Source organism: Halalkalibacter alkalisediminis (assembly GCF_028610705.1).
GTDB lineage: Bacteria > Bacillota > Bacilli > Bacillales > Bacillaceae_D > Halalkalibacter > Halalkalibacter alkalisediminis.
In genome coordinates this window covers 184,030-202,660 of the sequence record NZ_JAQQWT010000005.1, presented here as the reverse complement: position 1 = coordinate 202,660, position 18,631 = coordinate 184,030, and the positions used below count along the sequence as shown (strand labels likewise).

Here is an 18,631-nt window from a genome sequence, read left to right as displayed (position 1 = left end):
GTACGAGGTGTCATTTTAGGTCTTTTTTGACAATTTTTTTAAGTAACAGTTCTTAACAAAGGGTTCGTTAAGAGAAAAGGAGGATTTTAGATGGATACAAGGAAAGTGGCGAGTGAGCTAGTTGAGCTGCTAGGAGGAAAGGACAATGTGGTGAGTGCGACACACTGTGCTACGCGTCTTCGCATTGTGTTAAACGATGAAGATAAGCCTAATAAACTAGAAATAGAAGATTTAGAAGGAGTAAAAGGGGTATTTAGTGCTTCTGGACAATTCCAAGTCATTTTCGGTACGGGTCTTGTGAACAAAGTGTATGCGGAATTTGCAGAACTGACGGGTGTTGGGAGTAAGGATACAGACGGTGGCGAGAAACAGGTGGACCATGCGGAAGCAGCTAAAAAGAAAATGAATCCTTTAGCACGAATTGCCCGCACGTTATCAAATATTTTTGTTCCGATTATTCCAGCGATCGTAGCGAGTGGTTTGCTCATGGGTCTTCTCGGAATGATGAGAGCCTTTGAATGGGTGGCGCCAGACAGCCCGTGGATTTTATTTTTAGATATGTTCTCAAGTGCTGCTTTCATTATCTTGCCGATCCTCATCGGTTTTAGTGCAGCAAAGGAGTTTGGTGCGAATCCATATTTAGGGGCGGTACTTGGTGGAATTATGACACATCCAGCTTTACTAAACCCATGGACGTTAGCTAATGCAGAGCCAGAAACGATTCAATTCATTGGTATGAATGTCGATCTTCTTGGTTATCAAGGAACCGTTATTCCCATTCTGCTCGTTGTTTACATTATGAGTAAGATTGAAAAAGGTCTACGTAAGGTAGTTCCAAATGCGATTGATTTACTAGTGGTTCCGTTTGTAACAGTCATCCTAACTGGATTTATTGCGATGCTCTTTATTGGACCATTAGGAACATCGGTAGGGAATGGTTTAACATGGGGACTTGACTTCATTTATAATACAGGCGGCATCTTTGCTGGTTTAATCTTTGGTGGACTTTATTCAACCATTGTTATCACAGGGGTACATCATAGTTTCCATGCAATAGAAGCAGCGTTAATTGGGGACTTTGGCATTAACTTCTTACTTCCCATTTGGGCAATGGCTAACGTGGCACAAGGTGGAGCTGGTCTTGCCGTGTTTTTCCTTACGAAAAATCCAAAAGTGAAGGAAATTGCCATTCCAGCATCATTCTCGGCATTCTTAGGAATCACGGAGCCCGTTATATTCGGAGTGAATCTACGCTTCATGCGTCCGTTCATCGGTGCTGCGATTGGTGGAGCATTAGGTGGAGCTTACGTCGTCTTAACGAATGTTGTTACAAATGCTTACGGCTTAACGGGTATTCCGATGATCGCCATTGCAGCTCCATTTGGAACATCTAATATCATCAATTACCTTGTCGGGATGTTGATTGCCACAGCTGGAGCTTTTGTCGCAACGTGGATCTTAGGTTTGAAAGAAGATGTAACGAAAAAATAAGGACTTGTTAAAAGCTCGTTTCGCTTAGTGCGGAGCGGGCTTTTTTCAATTATTCAATGTGAAGTCTACGACCTAATATTTGTGGAGTAAAAGCTCACCATGAGTAAACTCATGTTAAAATAGGGGAAGAAAAAGGTGGGGATTAAAGATGTTTACCAATGATTGGAGTCAAATTTTAGAGCAAGAAGTTCAAGAACCATATTTTCAGGAGTTAGAGCTCTTTTTAAACAAGGAGCATCAACAATATACGGTCTATCCTCCAGTGGCTGATCAGTTTAATGCTTTACATGATACGTCGTATGCAGAAACAAAGGTAGTGATTTTGGGGCAAGATCCCTATCATGGTCCGAATCAAGCTCATGGCCTAAGCTTTTCCGTTAAACCGAATGAAAAAATACCACCTTCGTTAAGAAATATTTTTAAAGAGCTGCAAACAGATATCGGTTGTGATATTCCGAATCATGGTTATCTTGTTTCATGGGCTGAACAAGGTGTTCTTTTACTAAATACAGTTTTGTCTGTTCGCGAAGGAGAACCTGCTTCTCATAAAGGAAAAGGGTGGGAACGATTTAGTGATGCGGTGATCAAAGCCTTAAACGAACGGAATAAACCAGTTATTTTTGTATTATGGGGAAAACATGCCCAAAGTAAGAAGAAGTTAATCACCAATCAGCAGCATGCCATTATTGAATCGGTACACCCAAGTCCATTATCTGCCAACCGAGGTTTTTTTGGGAGTAAACCCTTTTCAAAGGTGAATCAACTATTAATTGAAAACAATGAGAAGCCGATTAATTGGCAATTACCGTGAATTTTCAAAGTAACCGAGTGGAGATTCGTTTGGGATGGTGATGAACGATGATGAAGGAATTAAAACGGACGCCTCTTTTTCTTCGCATGATGTGTTTAATTGGCATATTGATCGTAACGACATTGCTCCTATTAGGTTTATTCTTAAATCATCAATATGCTGAGTCGATAGAAGAACAAATGGGACTTCGAGTATTAAGTGTTGCCCAATCTGTATCGGCTATTCCAGAGGTCATAGAAGCGTTTAAACATGATCAACCTGAACTAGTTATTCAACCGATCGCTGAACATATCCGATTGTTAACCGGTGCGGAGTTTATTGTAGTTGGTAGTAAAGAAGGAGTTAGGTATTCTCATCCTATTGACAATCGAATCGGGCAGAAAATGGTTGGCGGTGATAATGATAGAGCCTTAATCAATGGAGAGTCCTACGTTTCGGAAGCGGTAGGGTCATTAGGACCTTCCATACGCGGGAAAGTTCCTATCATTAATGAAAGCGGTGACATTGTTGGGCTAGTATCGGTCGGATTCCTAATGGAAGATTTAAAGAATGTTGTCAAAGAGCATGTGATGGAAATTTGGTTGATCGTTGTTGGCTTGATAGGACTTGGAATGATAGGAGCTTTTATCATCTCCTATCAGTTAAAGAAAGAGATTCACGGGTTAGAGCCAGAGGAGATTGGGAGACTTTATGAAGAAAAGGAAGCCATCCTCCAATCAATCCATGAAGGGGTTATCGCTGTTAATGACGAAGGAAAAGTGACGATGTTTAATCAGGCGGCTAGAAAATTTATGGTTAAAGAATGTAGAGAAGAGCAGTTGATTGGTAGACCGATCAAGGAATTGCTCCCAAAAACAAGGCTACATGAAGTACTAAAGACAGGAGAAAAACAAATAAATCAGGAACTTTGGATCGAAGATGAGCTAGTGGTCGTAAACAGAGTTCCGATCGTTATTAAAAATAAAGTGGCCGGAGCTGTTTCTTCTTTTAGAGAACGAAAGGAAATGGTTCTACTTTCAGAGGAATTATCAAAAGTAAAGAAGTACACAGATGCCTTAAGAGCACAGACTCATGAATTTGCTAATAAGTTAAACATCATCTCAGGTCTATTGCAGCTCGGCAAAAACGATGAAGCTATTCAATATATTCAAATGGAGAGTAAATTTCAGCAGCAAACGATTCACTTTTTAATTGAGAGAGTGCAAGACCCTATTATTAGTGCGATTTTGCTCGGCAAGTTGAACCAAGCGCAAGAACTCGGTATAAAAATGGAGATAGAGGAGTCTAGTTGCTTACTTACTAGGTTATCAGAAAAACAACAGGAAGCTCTAAGTACGGTTCTTGGTAATCTATTAGACAATGCCTTTGATGCACTGATGGAAGCTCGCATGCAAGAACCCTATGTGTTTGTATCCTTTATGGATGTGGGGAAGGAGCTCATATTTGAAATCGAGGATAACGGAATAGGTATTCCATTAGAGCGTCAAAATACTATATTCGAACAAGGATATTCAACGAAAAAGGGAAAACACCGTGGTTTTGGACTGGCTCTAGTGAGGGATGCTGTTGAAAGGGTTAACGGTGAGATCATGATTGAGCAAGGCGTTTACGGGGGAGCGTGTTTTGTTGTCACAATGCCGAAGGAGGATAAGAGATGAGCAATCGAACCTATCAAGTATTAGTCGTTGAAGATGATTTTCGTTTAGCGGGCATTAACCAAGAATTTATTGAAGAACTACCTTATTTCAAAGTCGTTAACGTTTGTATGACGGGTAAGGAGACGCTACAATTTTTAGAAAATAGTGATAAACCTGATTTGATTTTTTTAGATATGTATATTCCAGATGTAAAAGGATTAGAGCTTTTGTGGACCATTCGAACCCTGTATAAGGATATCGATATCATTATGGTCACGGCTGCCAAGGAGGTTGAAACCATTCAAGAGGCAATACGTGGCGGTGTTTTTGATTATTTAGTAAAGCCTTTAGAAAAAAATAGAGTTCATTATTCTTTGCAGCGTTATCAACAAAAACAATCAATGTTTGAGGAAAAAAAGGAATTTACACAAAAGGAAATAGATTTATTACAAACAGATTTAAAATCGAACACATTGAATCAGATTATGGCTGAAGGTTTGCCAAAAGGGGTAAACCCTCACACGCTTGGAAAAGTAAAACGGTTATTAGAGGATCATAAAGAAACGGGCTTAACTGCACTTGAAGGAGCTGAATATTTAGGAGCTAGCCGATCGACGACTAGGCGCTATTTTGAATATTTTATTTCAGTTGGCACGGCTAAGGCGGAGATGATTTACGGCGATGTAGGGCGTCCAGAACGACGTTATTTTCCACTTTAACCTAAATGAACAAAAAGGTCAGAATGGAACTTTTACTTTTAATGAACACAACATTCCCTCTTTTTATAATTATCTGTATATTAAAAACAGAATTATAAAAGGGGGAATTTATTTTATGGAAAAATGTAAGCGCTTAAGAAATTGGTTCGCGGTAGCAGCTCTTTCAAGTGCACTTTTACTTACGGCATGTGGAAGTGAAGACACAAGTAGTGAAGGTCCAACTACTAATGAAAATAAAGCAGAACCAGAAATCGAAGTAGAAGTGGCCTGGGAGCCAACTGATCATATCGAATACATCGCTCCAGCAAACCCAGGTGGTGGTTGGGATACATTAATTCGTCAAACCTCTAGAGTGATTGCTGAAGAAAATCTAGCGCCTAAAAACTTTGCCGCCGTTAATATTCCAGGAAGCGGAGGTGCCGTTGCGTGGGCACAGATTGCCGCTGATTCAACAAATAATCATAAGCTTTTTGCGGCTAGCCCACCAGTAATTCTTGTACCTTTAACGGGAGCATCTCAATATAATCATGAGGACTTCACACCAGTTGCTCGCTTAATTACTGACTATTCCGTCGTTCTTGTTCGTAATGATTCACCATATGAGACAATCAATGATTTATTTGAAGATATACAAACTAATGGAAGCGCTGTCAGTATTGGTGGGGGATCGGCTGCGGGGAGTATGGACCATATTTCCATTGTAGGAGCTGCATCTGAAGCTGGTGTAAACGCAAAAGATGTAAACTATATTGCCTTCTCAGGTGGTGGAGAAGCGATGACAAACCTTCTTGGTGGACACGTTGATGCGGTATCAACTGGAGTAGGAGAAGCAACTGCTCAGATTGAAGCGGGTGAGCTTCGTGCTCTAGCGGTATCTTCACCAGAAACACTTGCAAATTTAGCTGAAATACCTACTTATATTGAGTCAGGAATTGACTATACATTCGATATTTGGCGCGGCATCATGGGACCGAAGGATATGTCTCCTGAAGCAGTGGCTTATTATGAAGAATTATACGTAAATATGATGGAAACTGACCTTTGGCAAGAAGTTCGTGATCAACTTGGGTGGTTAGATGCTTATCAAAATAGTGAAGAGTTTGGTGTTTTCCTTAATGAACAATATGAGCAGTTTGAAAGCATCTTAGAAGACTTAGGGTTACTAGAAAATTAGGATTGGTGAATGGTGGTCTTACTAGAGAGACCACCCTCTTTTTTCAGATCATAAAAGAGGGAGGATGAAAATTTATGCTTACGAAGTGGAGAGCGAATCAAAAGATTGCTATTATTTTATTTGTTTTTTCAGTTGGATATTTGATTATGTCATTTCAGATTCCTAACTTTTCAATTCCTAGACCAATTGACTCAGACCTGTTTCCTAAAGTGTTAGGATTTTTAATGGCTTTTCTATCTATTGTCTTGTTTTTTGAAAAGGATAAGGGAGAAGAAGAGTCATTATTAGATGATTCAGAAGATATGGGCGAACAGCCAGAGGAAACCAAAGAAGTTTCGTATTGGAAAAAACCACAAACTCAAATTGTCGTCACTCTGCTCATATTGATTGTATATGTTTCCCTTTTTGAACTAGCTGGTTTTGTCTTAAGTACATTAGGATTATTATTCTTTTTAACACTTTACTACGGATATCGCCGTCATGTAGTGAATGCAGTTGTATCAGTTGTTGTAAGTTTTGGCTTTTATTTGCTTATGACAAAAGGATTAGGTGTTTATTTACCAGCGGGATGGCTGCCGCTATAAGGAGGTGGATCGCAAATGGATTCAATTCAAAATTTACTATACGGATTTGAAGTTGCCTTGCAATGGGAGAACCTAATATTTGTTTTTATTGGAGTCTTAGCAGGAACGATTATTGGAATGCTTCCAGGCCTTGGACCAATTAGTGCACTTGCGTTAATGATTCCCATAACGTATGGGATGAACCCAGCTACCGGGCTTATCTTAATGGCAGGTGTATACTATGGAGCGATATTTGGAGGTTCTACTTCTTCTATATTATTAAATGCCCCAGGGGTTGCGGGAACGGTTGCCACGTCCTTCGATGGCTATCCACTTGCTAAGAAAGGGAAAGCTGGGAAAGCGTTAGCTTTGGCGGCTTATGCCTCCTTTATCGGAGGGACCATAAGTGTTATTGGATTAATGCTTGTTGCACCACTTCTTTCAAAGGTTGCTGTTAGTTTTGGTCCAGCAGAGTATTTTGCATTAATGGTACTAGGCTTAACTGCAGTTGTGAGTTTATCAGATAAATCACTTGTAAAAGGGTTAATTGCTGCTGTTTTTGGTGTTATGATCTCACTTGTTGGAATTGATTTACAAACCGGAACGCCGCGTTATACATTCGGTAATATCAAACTATTAGAAGGAATTGACTTCCTCATTATTGCTCTTGGGATCTTTGCCTTAGCAGAAGTATTTGTCATGCTCCTAAGAGGCAGTAACATGGCGAAGCAAAATAAAATTGGTTCGTTAAAGTTAACCAAATCAGAGGTAAAGGAAATTGCTGGCCCGATTGGCCGTAGTTCCGTTTTGGGTTTCTTTACAGGGGTTCTTCCTGGGGCGGGGGCAACCGTTGGGTCTTTTCTTGGCTATAGTATGGAGAAGAGACTTGCTAAGGATGGAAATACATTTGGTAAAGGAAACATTAAGGGAGTTGCTGCACCCGAAGCTGCCAATAACGCGGCCTGTGGTGGTTCGTTTGTACCTTTGTTAACGCTTGGTGTTCCAGGTTCCGGGACTACAGCGATTCTACTTGGGGCGCTGTTAGTAATGGGGGTTACCCCTGGGCCAATGATGCTTGAGACTCGTCCAGATGTGTTCTGGGGAGTTATTGCGAGTATGTATATTGGAAATATCTTTTTACTTGTTTTGAACCTTCCCTTAATTCCTTATATATCAAAAATTTTAAGTGTACCTAGAGCGATGCTACTTTCTCTCATTATTGTTTTTTGTATGATTGGGGTTTATGGATTGAAATTCAGTACATTTGATTTAGGAATGGTTATTGCCTTTGGAATTATAGGATTTTTGATGAGGTTGTATCATTTTCCTGCTGCTCCTCTTATTCTAGCTCTTATTCTTGGAGCAATGATGGAGGAATCGATGAGACGGGCACTTCAGATTTCAAATGGAAGCTGGACGGTTTTCTTAGATAAGCCGATTTCATTAACCCTTCTTATTCTTGCTGCACTTTCCTTATTCTTGCCGTTAGTATTTGGACTTATTAGGCGTCTAAGAAAGACAACGTCTAAGAATGACTCTGCTAATCTTTAATAGGCAATGAGATCACCGCTGCTTAAACCTTGGTAGTGGTGATCTCATTGCTTCTTTGTGTTTTCATCAAACGAAAACCTTACAAACTCACCTTCTCTTGGAGGAGGTGGGCTTTATTTAGTTAAATAATCATAAGCATTGAATACATCTGGTGAAGGTGTTGAACCTCAACGAGGATCCTATGTTAAGCCCTTTCATCAAAAAAAGCTGTTTAAAAAGCATGTCAGGATATCTAACAATAGAGTAGATTCAGAATATTTTGTACGTATAATGAGAACTAACAAGAGATGTTAGCTTCTCTAACGCTGACATGTTCACATTCGAAGGGAGAGATTGAGAATGAGCGAATTAGCACTTATGGATAATTTATGGGTCATGATTTGTGCGGTTTTAGTTTTATTTATGCAAGGTGGATTTATTCTTTTAGAAGCGGGTTCTACAAGAATGAAAAATGCGGGGCACATCGCAGGTAAAACGATTTTCACGGTCGGTATTGCGTCCCTTGTTTACTGGGCAGTAGGTTGGGGATTTGCTTACGGTGAAGGAAATGCATTTATTGGGTTGTCGGATTTCTTCTTTGGAGATTTTTCTACAGCTGAAGAAGGGTTAGTTGGATCAGTTGATTTCTTCTTCCAATTAATGTTCGCAGCCATTGCTTTAACGATTGCATTTGGTGGATTTGCAGAACGTGCAAAACTATCAGCATATATTGTCTTTGCGGTATTATTCTCAGCATTTGTTTACCCGATCGTTGCACACTGGATTTGGGGAGATGGATGGTTAGCAAACTTAGGAAAACAAGATTTTGCTGGATCTACGGTTGTTCACTTAACTGGTGCAATGGCAGCTTTAGCAGCGACCATTTTATTAAAACCACGTCTTGGTAAATACAATAAAGATGGTTCAGCTAATGAATTAGCGGGTCACAACCAAGTTTATACTGCTCTAGGTGTTTTAATTCTTTGGGTAGGTTGGTTCGGATTTAACGCAGGTAGTACGTTAGAAGTTGCCGATGGATTCTTTGGTTATGTAGCATTAAACACTCAATTAGCTGCAGCAGCTGGTGCAGTAGCGGCCTTATTTATTGCTTGGGCAATGACAGGTAAATCAGATGTTCCTACTATGTTAAATGGTGCGTTAGCTGGTTTGGTTGCCATCACAGCATCTTGTGCATTCGTTGCTCCTTGGGCAGCAGTTGTGATTGGTATCGTTGGTGGTTTGATCGTATTCTTCAGTATGAAATTCTTTGATAAAGCTCGTATTGATGATCCAATCTTCGCCTTATCTGTTCATGGTGTGGCAGGGGTTTGGGGTACAGTATCAACTGGTTTCTTTGCAACTCCTGAGCTAGCAGCGATGAATGGTGGTAACGCAGGACTATTGTACGGTGGTGGATTTTCACAACTTGGCGTTCAAGTATTGAGTGTAGTAGCGTGTGGGGCTTTTGCTTTCATCGCATCTTACATCTTATTACTAGTAACAAAAGCTGTTTGTGGCGGCTTACGTGTATCTGAAGAGGAAGAGATTGTTGGTCTTGACCTTAGTGAGCATGGTAGTTACGGTTATCCAGAAATCATGCCAGGTAATGAAAGAACTGGAGCATAAGAATGACAGGGGCAAAGGTTTATCCTGCCTATAGTGATCAAGATTGGGATAGACGTTACGAGCTTTTATATGAGGAACGTATCGGCACCATTCACAATCAGGAACATACCTCGTCCTCACTTCAAAAAAGTCATGAACGAATCATAAAAAAAGCGGTATGTCTCGCTCTTAAAAAGACAGAAAGTGAGTGGGGCCAGCCTCCTGCTCACTTTGCTTTCTTTTTAATGGGGAGTGGAGGCAGGCGTGAGCAGTCCTTTTGGAGTGACCAAGATCATGGTCTTGTCTTTGAAAGTGACACTGAAGAAGATGAAACCTATTTCTTGCATCTTGGAGAAGAGATTGTTTATGCACTTGCTCAAGTAGGGTATAAACGCTGTGATGGGAAAGTTATGGCTTCTAACTCGAAGTGGTGTCGTTCTTTTACAAAGTGGGAGAACCAAATTAAAGGTTGGTTAAAGGAAGATTCGTGGGAAACGCTGAGGTACACGTTAACATTTGTAGATTCAACTTCGATTTACGGAGAATCTATGATGGTAGAACGTTTGAAACAAACACTGTTTCAAGCCGTTAAATCTCAACCGTATTTAATGAAACGTCTGACTGAAAATACCGGAAGGCTGAAAAAAGGGATTGGGTTATTCAATCAGCTCCTTGTCGAGACGAAAGGCAGACATAAAGGGAAATTTGATTTTAAACAAGTGGTCCTTTTTCCTTATGTGAATGCATTGAGATTGCTTGCCATTGAACAACACATCCTTCACTCACCAACAGTAGAACGGTTTAAGTATTTGCCAAAAAAATATGAGCAAGTTAAACAGTTACAACAGAACTTTGAACAAATCCTTGAACAACGTCTTCATTGGCACCGCCATACAAAAACCTACGAAGATATTCACCATTTACAGCTTGAAAAGTTAAGTGTGGATGAACGGAAGCTATTAAAGAAATGGGTCAGAGAAGGGCATCGATTGTATCAGAATCTAGAAAGGAATCTGAAAAAGGGTGAACAAAAATGATCAACCATATGGTCCAGTTGGTAAAACAACTATCTAATAAGTTAAGCCCGAATGTGTATACGTCCATGCAGCAGCAGTCTGGTGCTGCTAGACTTTCTCATTTGCGTCAGATTCAACGTGAATTGAAACATGAAGATGTACTTGATCGCCCCCTTTCTGAGCTTTCATTCATCATCTTTGATTTAGAAACTAGTGGTTTCTACCCTGATAAGGGGGATAACATCCTTTCAATTGGTGCGATTAAAATGAAAGGATGCGATATTCTTGAAGAAGAGGTTTTCTACTCCACGGTTAAATGCGATAAGTTGCCATCTAGTGACATTCTTGATTTAACTGGACTAACGATTGAAGAGTTAACAGATGCTCCGTTACTCGTTGATGTTTTAGGAGACTTTTATACATTTATCGGACACTCGACTTTAGTGGCCCATCATGCACATCACGAGAAAAAATTTATGTCACATGCCACTTGGCAAACGTTAAGAACTACGTTTCAACATCGAATTTTAGACACTTCATTTTTAACTAAAATTGTTACCCCAACTGAAAAATTAGTCACATTGGATGAATGTTGTGCGCATTACCAAATTCCGGTGCATGTGCGTCATCACGCGTTAGAAGATGCACGCGTCACAGCACAGTTGTGGCAAAAAAACATTCATCTCGCGAAGGATAAAGGGTTTGAGACATTAAGAGATGTCTATACGTATCTGGCCAAAGGTCGAACGGCTCAATTATAAATAACGAGGGAGGAGGGGGAGCGAGTGAAGTCAGATATTCCTAGAAGGCAAGCGTATTTTCCAATCCGAGTTGTCATGGATATGACGAACTTGTCTGCCCGGCAAATTCGTTATTATGAGGAACAAGGACTTATTAAGCCAACTCGAAATGATGGAAATCAACGAATGTTTTCACTTGAAGACATTGAACGTTTTATAGAAATCAAAACGTTAATCAAACAAGGTGTGAACATTGCGGGTGTAAAAGCTATTTTTGCATCAAGACAACAAGAGGGAGGGACCGACCATCACCATGGTTAGTCCTTTTTTTAATGGCAAAAATTGTGTATGCTAGGAGTATTGGAAAGTAAGGGAGGGAGGCATTTCATTATGGACATACCAGCTAAAGCGATTTGTGACCAATTAGAAGGGCAAATGGAAAAACTGAAAATCGCGATTTCACAAGAAGATCGTCAGTCCGTGGCAGAACGTGTTGCGGTCATAGAAGCCTACTGTCAGCTACTTAAGTCTCCTTCGAATAATGAAGGAGCAAAACCAACACAAGAGACATTTACACCCGTTGCAAAAAGAGACTATCAGGTACAAACTGAGACCGTACAGAGTGTAGAACAGGATGTAAGGGGTAGAAATCTTCTTGATTTTTAAAGGCATAGGTTAGGAAAAAGGAGCTGAAGAGATTGGCGAAATTATTTATTTTCATAGGAAGTATCATTATGGCGCTTTCTGTTGTAATTGGTGCTTTCGGAGCACACGGACTTGAGCCTAAATTAACAGAGCGTATGATGAAGAATTATCAAACGGGTGTCCAGTATCACATGATTCATGGATTTGCTTTAATAGCTGTTGGAATCATCGCTCTAAAAATGCCTATTTCTGGTATGTTAAACGGTGCAGGTTGGGCTTTTTTAGTGGGTATTTTGCTATTCTCCGGTAGTTTATATGCGATGGCATTAACGGGAGTCACGAAGCTCGGAGCGATTACCCCAATTGGTGGACTAGCTTTTATTGTAGGATGGGTTTTGCTTGGGATTGCGGTGTTAAGAGGGTTATAACAGGAAAAAGGGGGACTCCACAATGGAGTCCCCTTTTTTAAGTAGAATGCATAAAGGGTTTCGCGTGTGTTTCACAGGCACTTTTTATGAATTATTAGGTCTAGGTGAGTAAGTCGCTAAAGGTGCAACACTATCAAAAGGGTAGTCATACTCAATTGGTTCATCAAATTCAACATAATCAAGATTTACCATTAGTAGTAAGTAGTGAGTTTGATCCTCAAAGTCTCCGACGATAATATGATCTCGACCGGCTTCTTCCACAATTCCTCTGAATATCTTTGCATTCCATTCAGAATTATTTTCAAATGTCATATAGAACGTAGCTGCTTTACCACGGTTTAAACGAAGAATGTTCTCGATATAAGATTGTTCTAGTGGCAACATCCCTTGTTGCTGCGCAAGTATTTGTTGCGGGGTCATGCCAGGAAAAGGCTGTTGTTGTTGCGCCAGTCCAGGTATATGTGAAAATTGGTAGCCTTGAGCAGACTGATAAGGCATTTGCCCTGTTTGCTGAGCTAGTGGTTGTTGATGTTGTTGTTGTTGCGGATAGGGTTGTTGCTGCTGGCCATATCCTGATTGTGTTTGTGGATACCATGGTTGTTGATACACATTGATCGCCCCTTTGATGTCAATTTAATATGTGCTGTACACTTCGGAACATTCCGACTGAGTCGGAGAATAAAAACAATGTAACTTATAACGTCCGGAATTCCACTGACCCCACCACTGTGCGGGACAAGGACCATCCGGACGGAAGAACCATAAAGAATTTTCAGCAGGGTGAAACCTTTCACCATTTACCACTCGCCGTGCCAACCTGACATCTCTTTCACGAGCGTGCTGGTAAAAGTAGCCCTTCTGAACCGCTTCAAACCCACCTGGGGATTGAAATGCCATATGAGGAATGGTATTGACGTTACCAAAATCTAAACAACGGACTCGAGTTCGGTTCACCATAACGTTTCCTGCTGTTAACATCCCAATTTCTCCTTCGCCTTCCGCTTCGGCTCGCATTAGTCGTGCAAGCATATCGATATCACTGGATGAGGCTTTTATGACAGCCATCCGTTCACCTCCTATCAAAGTTGATGTTCTAAGATGTTCTAAGAAATGAAACGAAACAAACTGCATCCATGAAAAATAATCATATGGATGATACCGTAGGCGGTGCAGTTACTTGACTATATGAATAACGTCAAGAAGGTATGCATTTTTTTCGTAAAAAAAGTGCCCCTGTATGGATAGGGGCACTTGCAGTATAGCTATATTAAACGTGGAAAAAGCGAGAAAGGTGGTCAGGATCAAGGATATTTCCAACATAGAAAGATCCGAATTCACCAAAGCGCGCTGATACTTCGTCAAAACGCATTTCATAAACTAATTTTTTAAACTGAAGCACATCATCAGCAAATAACGTTACGCCCCATTCCCAATCATCAAATCCAACAGAACCCGTAATGATCTGTTTGACTTTTCCAGCATAGCTACGGCCAATCATTCCATGGCTACGCATCATCGAACGACGATCTTCCATTGACAGCATGTACCAGTTATCATCGCCATCTCTGCGCTTGTCCATTGGATAGAAGCAAACGTGACTTGCTTTAGGCAAAGTCGGGTATAGTCTAGAGCGTACATGAGGGTTTTGGTAAGGATCTTCATCGCTTTCCCCAGCCATGTAGTTACTAAGCTCTACAACGGAAACGTAAGAATATGTAGGAATTGTAAATTCAGCAAGACGAGACTTATTAAACGTATTCTCAATCTCATTAAGCTCTTCCATCGTCGGACGTAGGATCATCAACATAAAATCAGCTTTTTGACCAACAATCGAGTAAAGAGCATGGCTTCCCTTTTCCTCAGCTTCTGTTTGATTCCAGCGATCTAGCATGGAATGAAACTCAGCTAAAATTTGCTCACGCTCTTCAGTTGAAACCGTCTTCCAAGCAGGCCAATTAATTGTGCGGAAATCATGTAAACAATACCAACCATCTAATGTTACTGCAGCTTCACTCATAGTTAAGCAACTCCTTTGTTTTCATTCATGTTCAAACTATACCACAATTGAACGTAGATCAAAAACAAAGACGTTGACATTACCGTGACAAAAACTGTTGAATCGCTCGTTTGTGCTCAGGTGTTTCTCCAGCTTGGCGCTGTGCGTCAACTTCCATTTGAAGAACATCCTCTAAATTCGTGTCAAAGCTTGCACGGAAATTCTTTTTCATTAAACCAAACGCCTTTTGAGGCATGCTTTGCAGCTGAACAAGAAGCTCGTCTAAGTGACCGATGCTGTTAATTAGATTAATTCGATAAGCTTCCTTGGCTGAGATCAATCCACCTAAAGCCATCTCATTAGCTTTTCCTAATCCAACAAGACGCGGGAGAAAATAAGAGGCACCTGCATCAGGTACAAGACCAATTTTTAAAAAGCCAAGACCCATTTTGGCATCGGCGTCGGCTACTCTGTAATCACAAGCTAACGCAATGCTCAAACCAGCACCAACGGCAATCCCGTTAATGTTTGCGACAATAGGTTTATCAATGGAGACGATCTGACGAATTAAACGATTGTAGGTTTCATCTAAATATTGTCCATAATCAAAGGAATGCATTTCTTCTATTGGTATACTTTTTAAATCGGCACCAGCACAAAAAGCGTGATTTGAACCTTGTAAAACGATAACGCTTACATTAATATCGTTTTTTGCCTCTTCCAATGCATCGTATAGCGCAACATGTAATTCTTTATTTAATGCATTTTTAACTTGAGGCCTGTTGAGCGTAATGGTAGCAGTGCGGTTATCGACCGCATATAAAATAATGGATTCTGTCATAGTCTTATTCCTCCTAATAATGAATGATTATTCATTTTCTCCTTACATAACTATTCGACACATAAGCGAATATTCCTTTGGTCATCCTAAAGTAAAGAAAAGTTATTTTAAAAAAGTGGGGAAAAAATGCAAGCGCAAACAGAAAGATTCTTTCAAAAATTAACACTTTAATGAACTTAAGAAAGACGGTTCCTTTTTACAGGCAAGAGGAGTATTCTTGTCATATGATAAATAGAACGAGGTTTGAGGAGGAATTCATTTGAGCAATCTTTTTAATGAAATTAAAGCGCACGTAGAGAAACATAAACCAACGATTGTGCTTCCAGAGGGAACGGATGAACGTATTTTAGAAGCAGCAGCAAACTTAGCTAACGATAAAGTAGTCACACCTATTTTAATTGGAAATGTCGAAGAGGTTCAGACAAAAGCAAAGCAGAATAAGATCGACCTAGGCACGATTACGATTCTCGATCCCCACAATTACGATGGAATGGATGAAATGGTTCAATCATTCGTTGAACGTCGTAAAGGCAAAGAGACAGAAGAAACAGCACGTGAAAAATTAACGGATGTCAACTACTTTGGAACGATGCTTGTACACATGGATAAAGCAGATGGACTTGTAAGTGGGGCCGCTCATTCAACGGGAGATACCGTTCGTCCAGCGCTACAAATCATTAAAACACAACCAGGCATTAAACGTACGTCGGGTGTATTCGTAATGGTTAAGGATGAGCACAAATTTGTATTCGGAGATTGCGCGATTAACATTGCACCAAACAGCGAAGAGTTAGCTGAAATTGCCATTGCAACAGCAGAAACAGCAAAAGTATTTGGACTCGATCCGAAAGTTGCGATGCTTAGTTTCTCCACAAAAGGATCGGCTTCGTCCATTGAAACAAAGAAAGTGTCAGAAGCAACAAAGCTTGCTCAAGAAACAAGACCGGACTTGGTAATCGATGGCGAGTTCCAATTTGACGCAGCATTCGTTCCAGCCGTGGCGAAAAAGAAAGCTCCGGATTCTCCGCTTCAAGGGGAAGCGAATGTCTTCATTTTCCCAAGTTTGGAATCAGGAAACTTAGGCTATAAAATTGCTCAACGTCTTGGTGGCTATGACGCGATTGGGCCTATTCTCCAAGGTTTAAACAAACCTGTGAATGATTTATCGCGTGGTTGTAACGCAGCTGACGTTTATAAGCTTTCATTAATCACAGCGATGCAGTCGATTAATCAGAAGGTTACATCATAAGAAAACAGCTAGGGTTTCATGAGATCCTAGCTGTTTTTTCTATTGAAGGAGGTGTAGTTGCAGATGTACTTTGCAGAGGGTGCAGAAACCTTTTATTAGCGACTTTCAACATAATAATGGCGTTTTATAGCCATGGCATTTTAATCGCTATATTAAAGAGGTTAGAGCATCTAAAGGTAATCACCGATTACAAACAAATTACTTCAGCACTTTTTCATTCCGCAGGCGAATGCGGTCGTAGTTCTCAGAAAATAAAGCCAGTTCTTCTGCAGAAAAGGGCTGTACAACTAACTTCACGCCTTCGGTTTGAAGTGTTTTGAGCAAGAGCATCATCACATCGGCAATTGATAAGTCAACGTCGAGCAATTCATTTAAAGAAGCCATTGTTTCTGGCTGGACAATGGGATAATTGAATTTCGTCACGCTTCCTTGAACCGCTTTTTCATAAAAGTCTTGTACTAATTCAGCGCGAGCACTCCCGCTCCCCGTAATACAAAGGTAAATTTGAACAGCAATCCCACCTCGAATTCGGCGCTGTGAAATGCCAGCAAATTTCTTCCCACCAATACTTAAATCAAAACTTCCCGGGCAATACGAACCGATAACCTCATAAGCCTCTATCTCAACAGGGTAAGATCTGAATACTCTTTTTATTAAAGAAAACATGAGGTTGTAACCATCGTCAATAGACAACCCTTTTTCTTCTTTTATAATTAAGGAGAGGTTTAGAACACCTTCATCTAATACGACAGCTAAGCCACCTGAGTTACGAACAATAGCTCGATGTCCGTTTGTTTCAAGAAAAGCTCGTCCCGAATTGATATAAGGAAGTCGACTGTCTTGAATGCCTAAAACAACGGTTTGATGATGAACCCATGCTCGCACAGTAGGAATGCCATCTTGCTGTCCAATTGAGGTGCAGAGTGTATCATCGTAAGCAAACGATTGAAGCGCGTCAAACTGCGGCCCGAATGTTGTATGATCAATGAATCGCCAGTTAGGTGAAATCGAGGGTAAATTAAGATTTTGCATGCTTGTACTCCTATACGTTCATAATATGTCCATATATTATAGCATGTTCAGGAGAATCATAAATAAAGAAAGTAGAAGGATGACCATTTTGAGAACAAGAGTTATCATGTGATGTTTTCTTAGGAGAAAGCCTTCCTTTATTTGTTCTAGTGACAAGCACTGTGATATACTAATTGATGCTAAAAAGTTAAGTCTAAAATTGTACAGATCAACTTGATCGTTGAAAGGAACAGATAGATATGGCGAACGAATTTCGCATTTGTGACGAATGCCAAGCAACGAATATTAAGACTCTTATTCCCCGCCTAGAAAAAGTGGATAAAGAAGCTACGATTGATATTCGCTGTCAGTCTTACTGTGGACCAGGGAGAAAGAAATCATTTTGCTTTGTAAACAATCGTCCAATTGCTGCACCAGATGAAGATCAACTTATTGAAAAAGTGATGAAAAAGCTTAAATTATAAATACCTAGTTGCCAAGCAGCTAGGATTTTTTTTTTGGAAGAAGGTTTGTTGGAGTTTGAGGCGGCGTCGGTGCTGAGTGATGTGGGTATGAATGGAATCAAAGTTGGGCTCTTGATCAAAGGGTGGCGGACATGAGAGCCGTTATTTAAGTCAAAAATGCTATATTTAAGCGTGTTGCGGACATGAGAGCTGTTATTCTCGTGAAAATGCATAGAAGCCTCGTGATTGTAATGAAATAACGGCTCCTATGTCCGGTTAGAAGGGAAAATCAGGGGTTTATGGGTGAATAGCGTCTCTGGTGTCCGCCAACATTTGAAAGAGAGCGGAGGTTTTAGATAAGCAGCTTGATTCTCCAGAACAAAAGTAGGAAGAATGTCCAAAAGAGAAGAGCTCTAGCTCCCTCCAAGAACGCGAGAAAGAAGTAGGAGCGTTTCTTTCTCGCGTTCTCTACGGGTGAGAGAGGGGGTTGTTTTTTGGCGGGGCAAGAAAAACTAAGACTCCTGCCGGAACTCACGGCTTCGGTCATATTAAGGTGAGGGAAGAAGTTTTGTGTTTTCCCCAGTTTAGTCTGGCAGGAGTCAAGTTTTTGAGGTAGGGAAGAATGTCCAAAATTGAAGAGCTCTAGCTCCCTCCAAGAACGCGAGAAAGAAGTAGGAGCGTTTCTTTCTCGCGTTCTCTACGGGTGAGAGA

Annotated in this window: 19 protein-coding genes and 1 pseudogene; 15 read left to right on the top strand and 5 right to left on the bottom strand. The window is 40.5% G+C overall.

What is annotated here, in order from left to right:
• Positions 1-90: 90 nt before the first annotated feature.
• The 13 genes and pseudogenes from PQ474_RS09965 to PQ474_RS09905 all read left to right on the top strand — a co-directional run bounded on the left by PQ474_RS09965 (position 91) and on the right by PQ474_RS09905 (position 12,359).
• Positions 91-1,491 (top strand): sucrose-specific PTS transporter subunit IIBC, encoded by a 1,401-nt coding sequence (locus tag PQ474_RS09965; protein WP_273842553.1) that lies wholly within the window; start codon positions 91-93, stop codon positions 1,489-1,491.
• A gap of 148 nt (positions 1,492-1,639) precedes the next feature.
• Complete coding sequence (locus PQ474_RS09960) at positions 1,640-2,302, top strand: uracil-DNA glycosylase (RefSeq protein ID WP_273842550.1); 663 nt, start codon at positions 1,640-1,642, stop codon at positions 2,300-2,302.
• Between the two features lie 47 nt (positions 2,303-2,349).
• Positions 2,350-3,960, top strand: a complete 1,611-nt coding sequence (locus PQ474_RS09955) for an ATP-binding protein (protein ID WP_273842548.1) — start codon at positions 2,350-2,352, stop codon at positions 3,958-3,960.
• Positions 3,957-4,658, top strand: coding sequence for a response regulator (locus PQ474_RS09950; protein WP_273842545.1), 702 nt, complete (start codon positions 3,957-3,959; stop codon positions 4,656-4,658). The genes PQ474_RS09955 and PQ474_RS09950 overlap by 4 nt, the downstream gene beginning before the upstream one ends.
• 115 nt (positions 4,659-4,773) lie before the next feature.
• Positions 4,774-5,832 carry a tripartite tricarboxylate transporter substrate binding protein gene (locus PQ474_RS09945; protein WP_273842542.1) on the top strand — a complete coding sequence of 353 codons (1,059 nt, stop codon included), beginning with the start codon at positions 4,774-4,776 and terminating at the stop codon, positions 5,830-5,832.
• Positions 5,833-5,906: 74 nt separating this feature from the next.
• On the top strand, positions 5,907-6,416 hold the full coding sequence (locus PQ474_RS09940; RefSeq protein ID WP_273842540.1) for a tripartite tricarboxylate transporter TctB family protein: 510 nt from the start codon (positions 5,907-5,909) through the stop codon (positions 6,414-6,416).
• Positions 6,417-6,431: 15 nt separating this feature from the next.
• A complete protein-coding gene (locus PQ474_RS09935; RefSeq protein WP_273842538.1) occupies positions 6,432-7,946 on the top strand; it encodes a tripartite tricarboxylate transporter permease in 1,515 nt (504 codons plus the stop codon).
• Positions 7,947-8,285: 339 nt separating this feature from the next.
• Complete coding sequence (locus PQ474_RS09930) at positions 8,286-9,551, top strand: ammonium transporter (protein WP_273842536.1); 1,266 nt, start codon at positions 8,286-8,288, stop codon at positions 9,549-9,551.
• 2 nt (positions 9,552-9,553) lie between these two features.
• Positions 9,554-10,567 (top strand): DUF294 nucleotidyltransferase-like domain-containing protein, encoded by a 1,014-nt coding sequence (locus PQ474_RS09925; RefSeq protein WP_273842534.1) that lies wholly within the window; start codon positions 9,554-9,556, stop codon positions 10,565-10,567.
• A complete protein-coding gene (locus tag PQ474_RS09920; protein ID WP_273842532.1) occupies positions 10,564-11,307 on the top strand; it encodes an exonuclease domain-containing protein in 744 nt (247 codons plus the stop codon). Before PQ474_RS09925 ends, PQ474_RS09920 begins: the two co-directional genes overlap by 4 nt.
• Positions 11,308-11,331: 24 nt before the next feature.
• A pseudogene (locus tag PQ474_RS09915) lies at positions 11,332-11,580 on the top strand (MerR family transcriptional regulator); the annotation flags it as partial.
• A gap of 96 nt (positions 11,581-11,676) precedes the next feature.
• The gene (locus PQ474_RS09910) at positions 11,677-11,952 is read left to right on the top strand and encodes a DUF5327 family protein (RefSeq protein ID WP_273842530.1); all 276 of its coding nucleotides are present in this window, start codon (positions 11,677-11,679) and stop codon (positions 11,950-11,952) included.
• 32 nt (positions 11,953-11,984) lie between these two features.
• A complete protein-coding gene (locus PQ474_RS09905; protein ID WP_273842528.1) occupies positions 11,985-12,359 on the top strand; it encodes a DUF423 domain-containing protein in 375 nt (124 codons plus the stop codon).
• Between the two features lie 84 nt (positions 12,360-12,443).
• On the opposite strand, the gene gerQ is transcribed toward PQ474_RS09905, so the two are convergent.
• The 4 genes from gerQ to PQ474_RS09885 form a co-directional block, all read right to left on the bottom strand.
• Positions 12,444-12,968 carry a spore coat protein GerQ gene (gene gerQ / locus PQ474_RS09900; RefSeq protein ID WP_273842526.1) on the bottom strand — a complete coding sequence of 175 codons (525 nt, stop codon included), beginning with the start codon at positions 12,966-12,968 and terminating at the stop codon, positions 12,444-12,446.
• Positions 12,969-12,992: 24 nt separating this feature from the next.
• Positions 12,993-13,424: a cell wall hydrolase gene (locus PQ474_RS09895; RefSeq protein WP_273842857.1), complete on the bottom strand. Its 432-nt coding sequence runs from the start codon at positions 13,422-13,424 to the stop codon at positions 12,993-12,995.
• Between the two features lie 202 nt (positions 13,425-13,626).
• Entirely contained in the window at positions 13,627-14,376 is a 750-nt protein-coding gene (hemQ, locus tag PQ474_RS09890) for a hydrogen peroxide-dependent heme synthase (protein ID WP_273842524.1), read from the bottom strand.
• Positions 14,377-14,455: 79 nt separating this feature from the next.
• A complete protein-coding gene (locus PQ474_RS09885) occupies positions 14,456-15,196 on the bottom strand; it encodes an enoyl-CoA hydratase/isomerase family protein (RefSeq protein WP_273842521.1) in 741 nt (246 codons plus the stop codon).
• 259 nt (positions 15,197-15,455) lie between these two features.
• Here PQ474_RS09885 and pta point away from each other — a divergent pair, with 259 nt between their 5' ends.
• Complete coding sequence (gene pta / locus PQ474_RS09880) at positions 15,456-16,445, top strand: phosphate acetyltransferase (RefSeq protein WP_273842518.1); 990 nt, start codon at positions 15,456-15,458, stop codon at positions 16,443-16,445.
• A 198-nt stretch (positions 16,446-16,643) separates the two neighbouring features.
• Here the strand turns inward: pta and lipL are convergent, their stop codons facing one another.
• The gene (lipL, locus tag PQ474_RS09875) at positions 16,644-17,477 is read right to left on the bottom strand and encodes an octanoyl-[GcvH]:protein N-octanoyltransferase (RefSeq protein WP_273842515.1); all 834 of its coding nucleotides are present in this window, start codon (positions 17,475-17,477) and stop codon (positions 16,644-16,646) included.
• A gap of 239 nt (positions 17,478-17,716) precedes the next feature.
• On the opposite strand from lipL, the gene PQ474_RS09870 reads away from it, so the two are divergent.
• Positions 17,717-17,941 (top strand): YuzB family protein, encoded by a 225-nt coding sequence (locus PQ474_RS09870; protein WP_273842513.1) that lies wholly within the window; start codon positions 17,717-17,719, stop codon positions 17,939-17,941.
• Positions 17,942-18,631 lie beyond the last annotated feature (690 nt).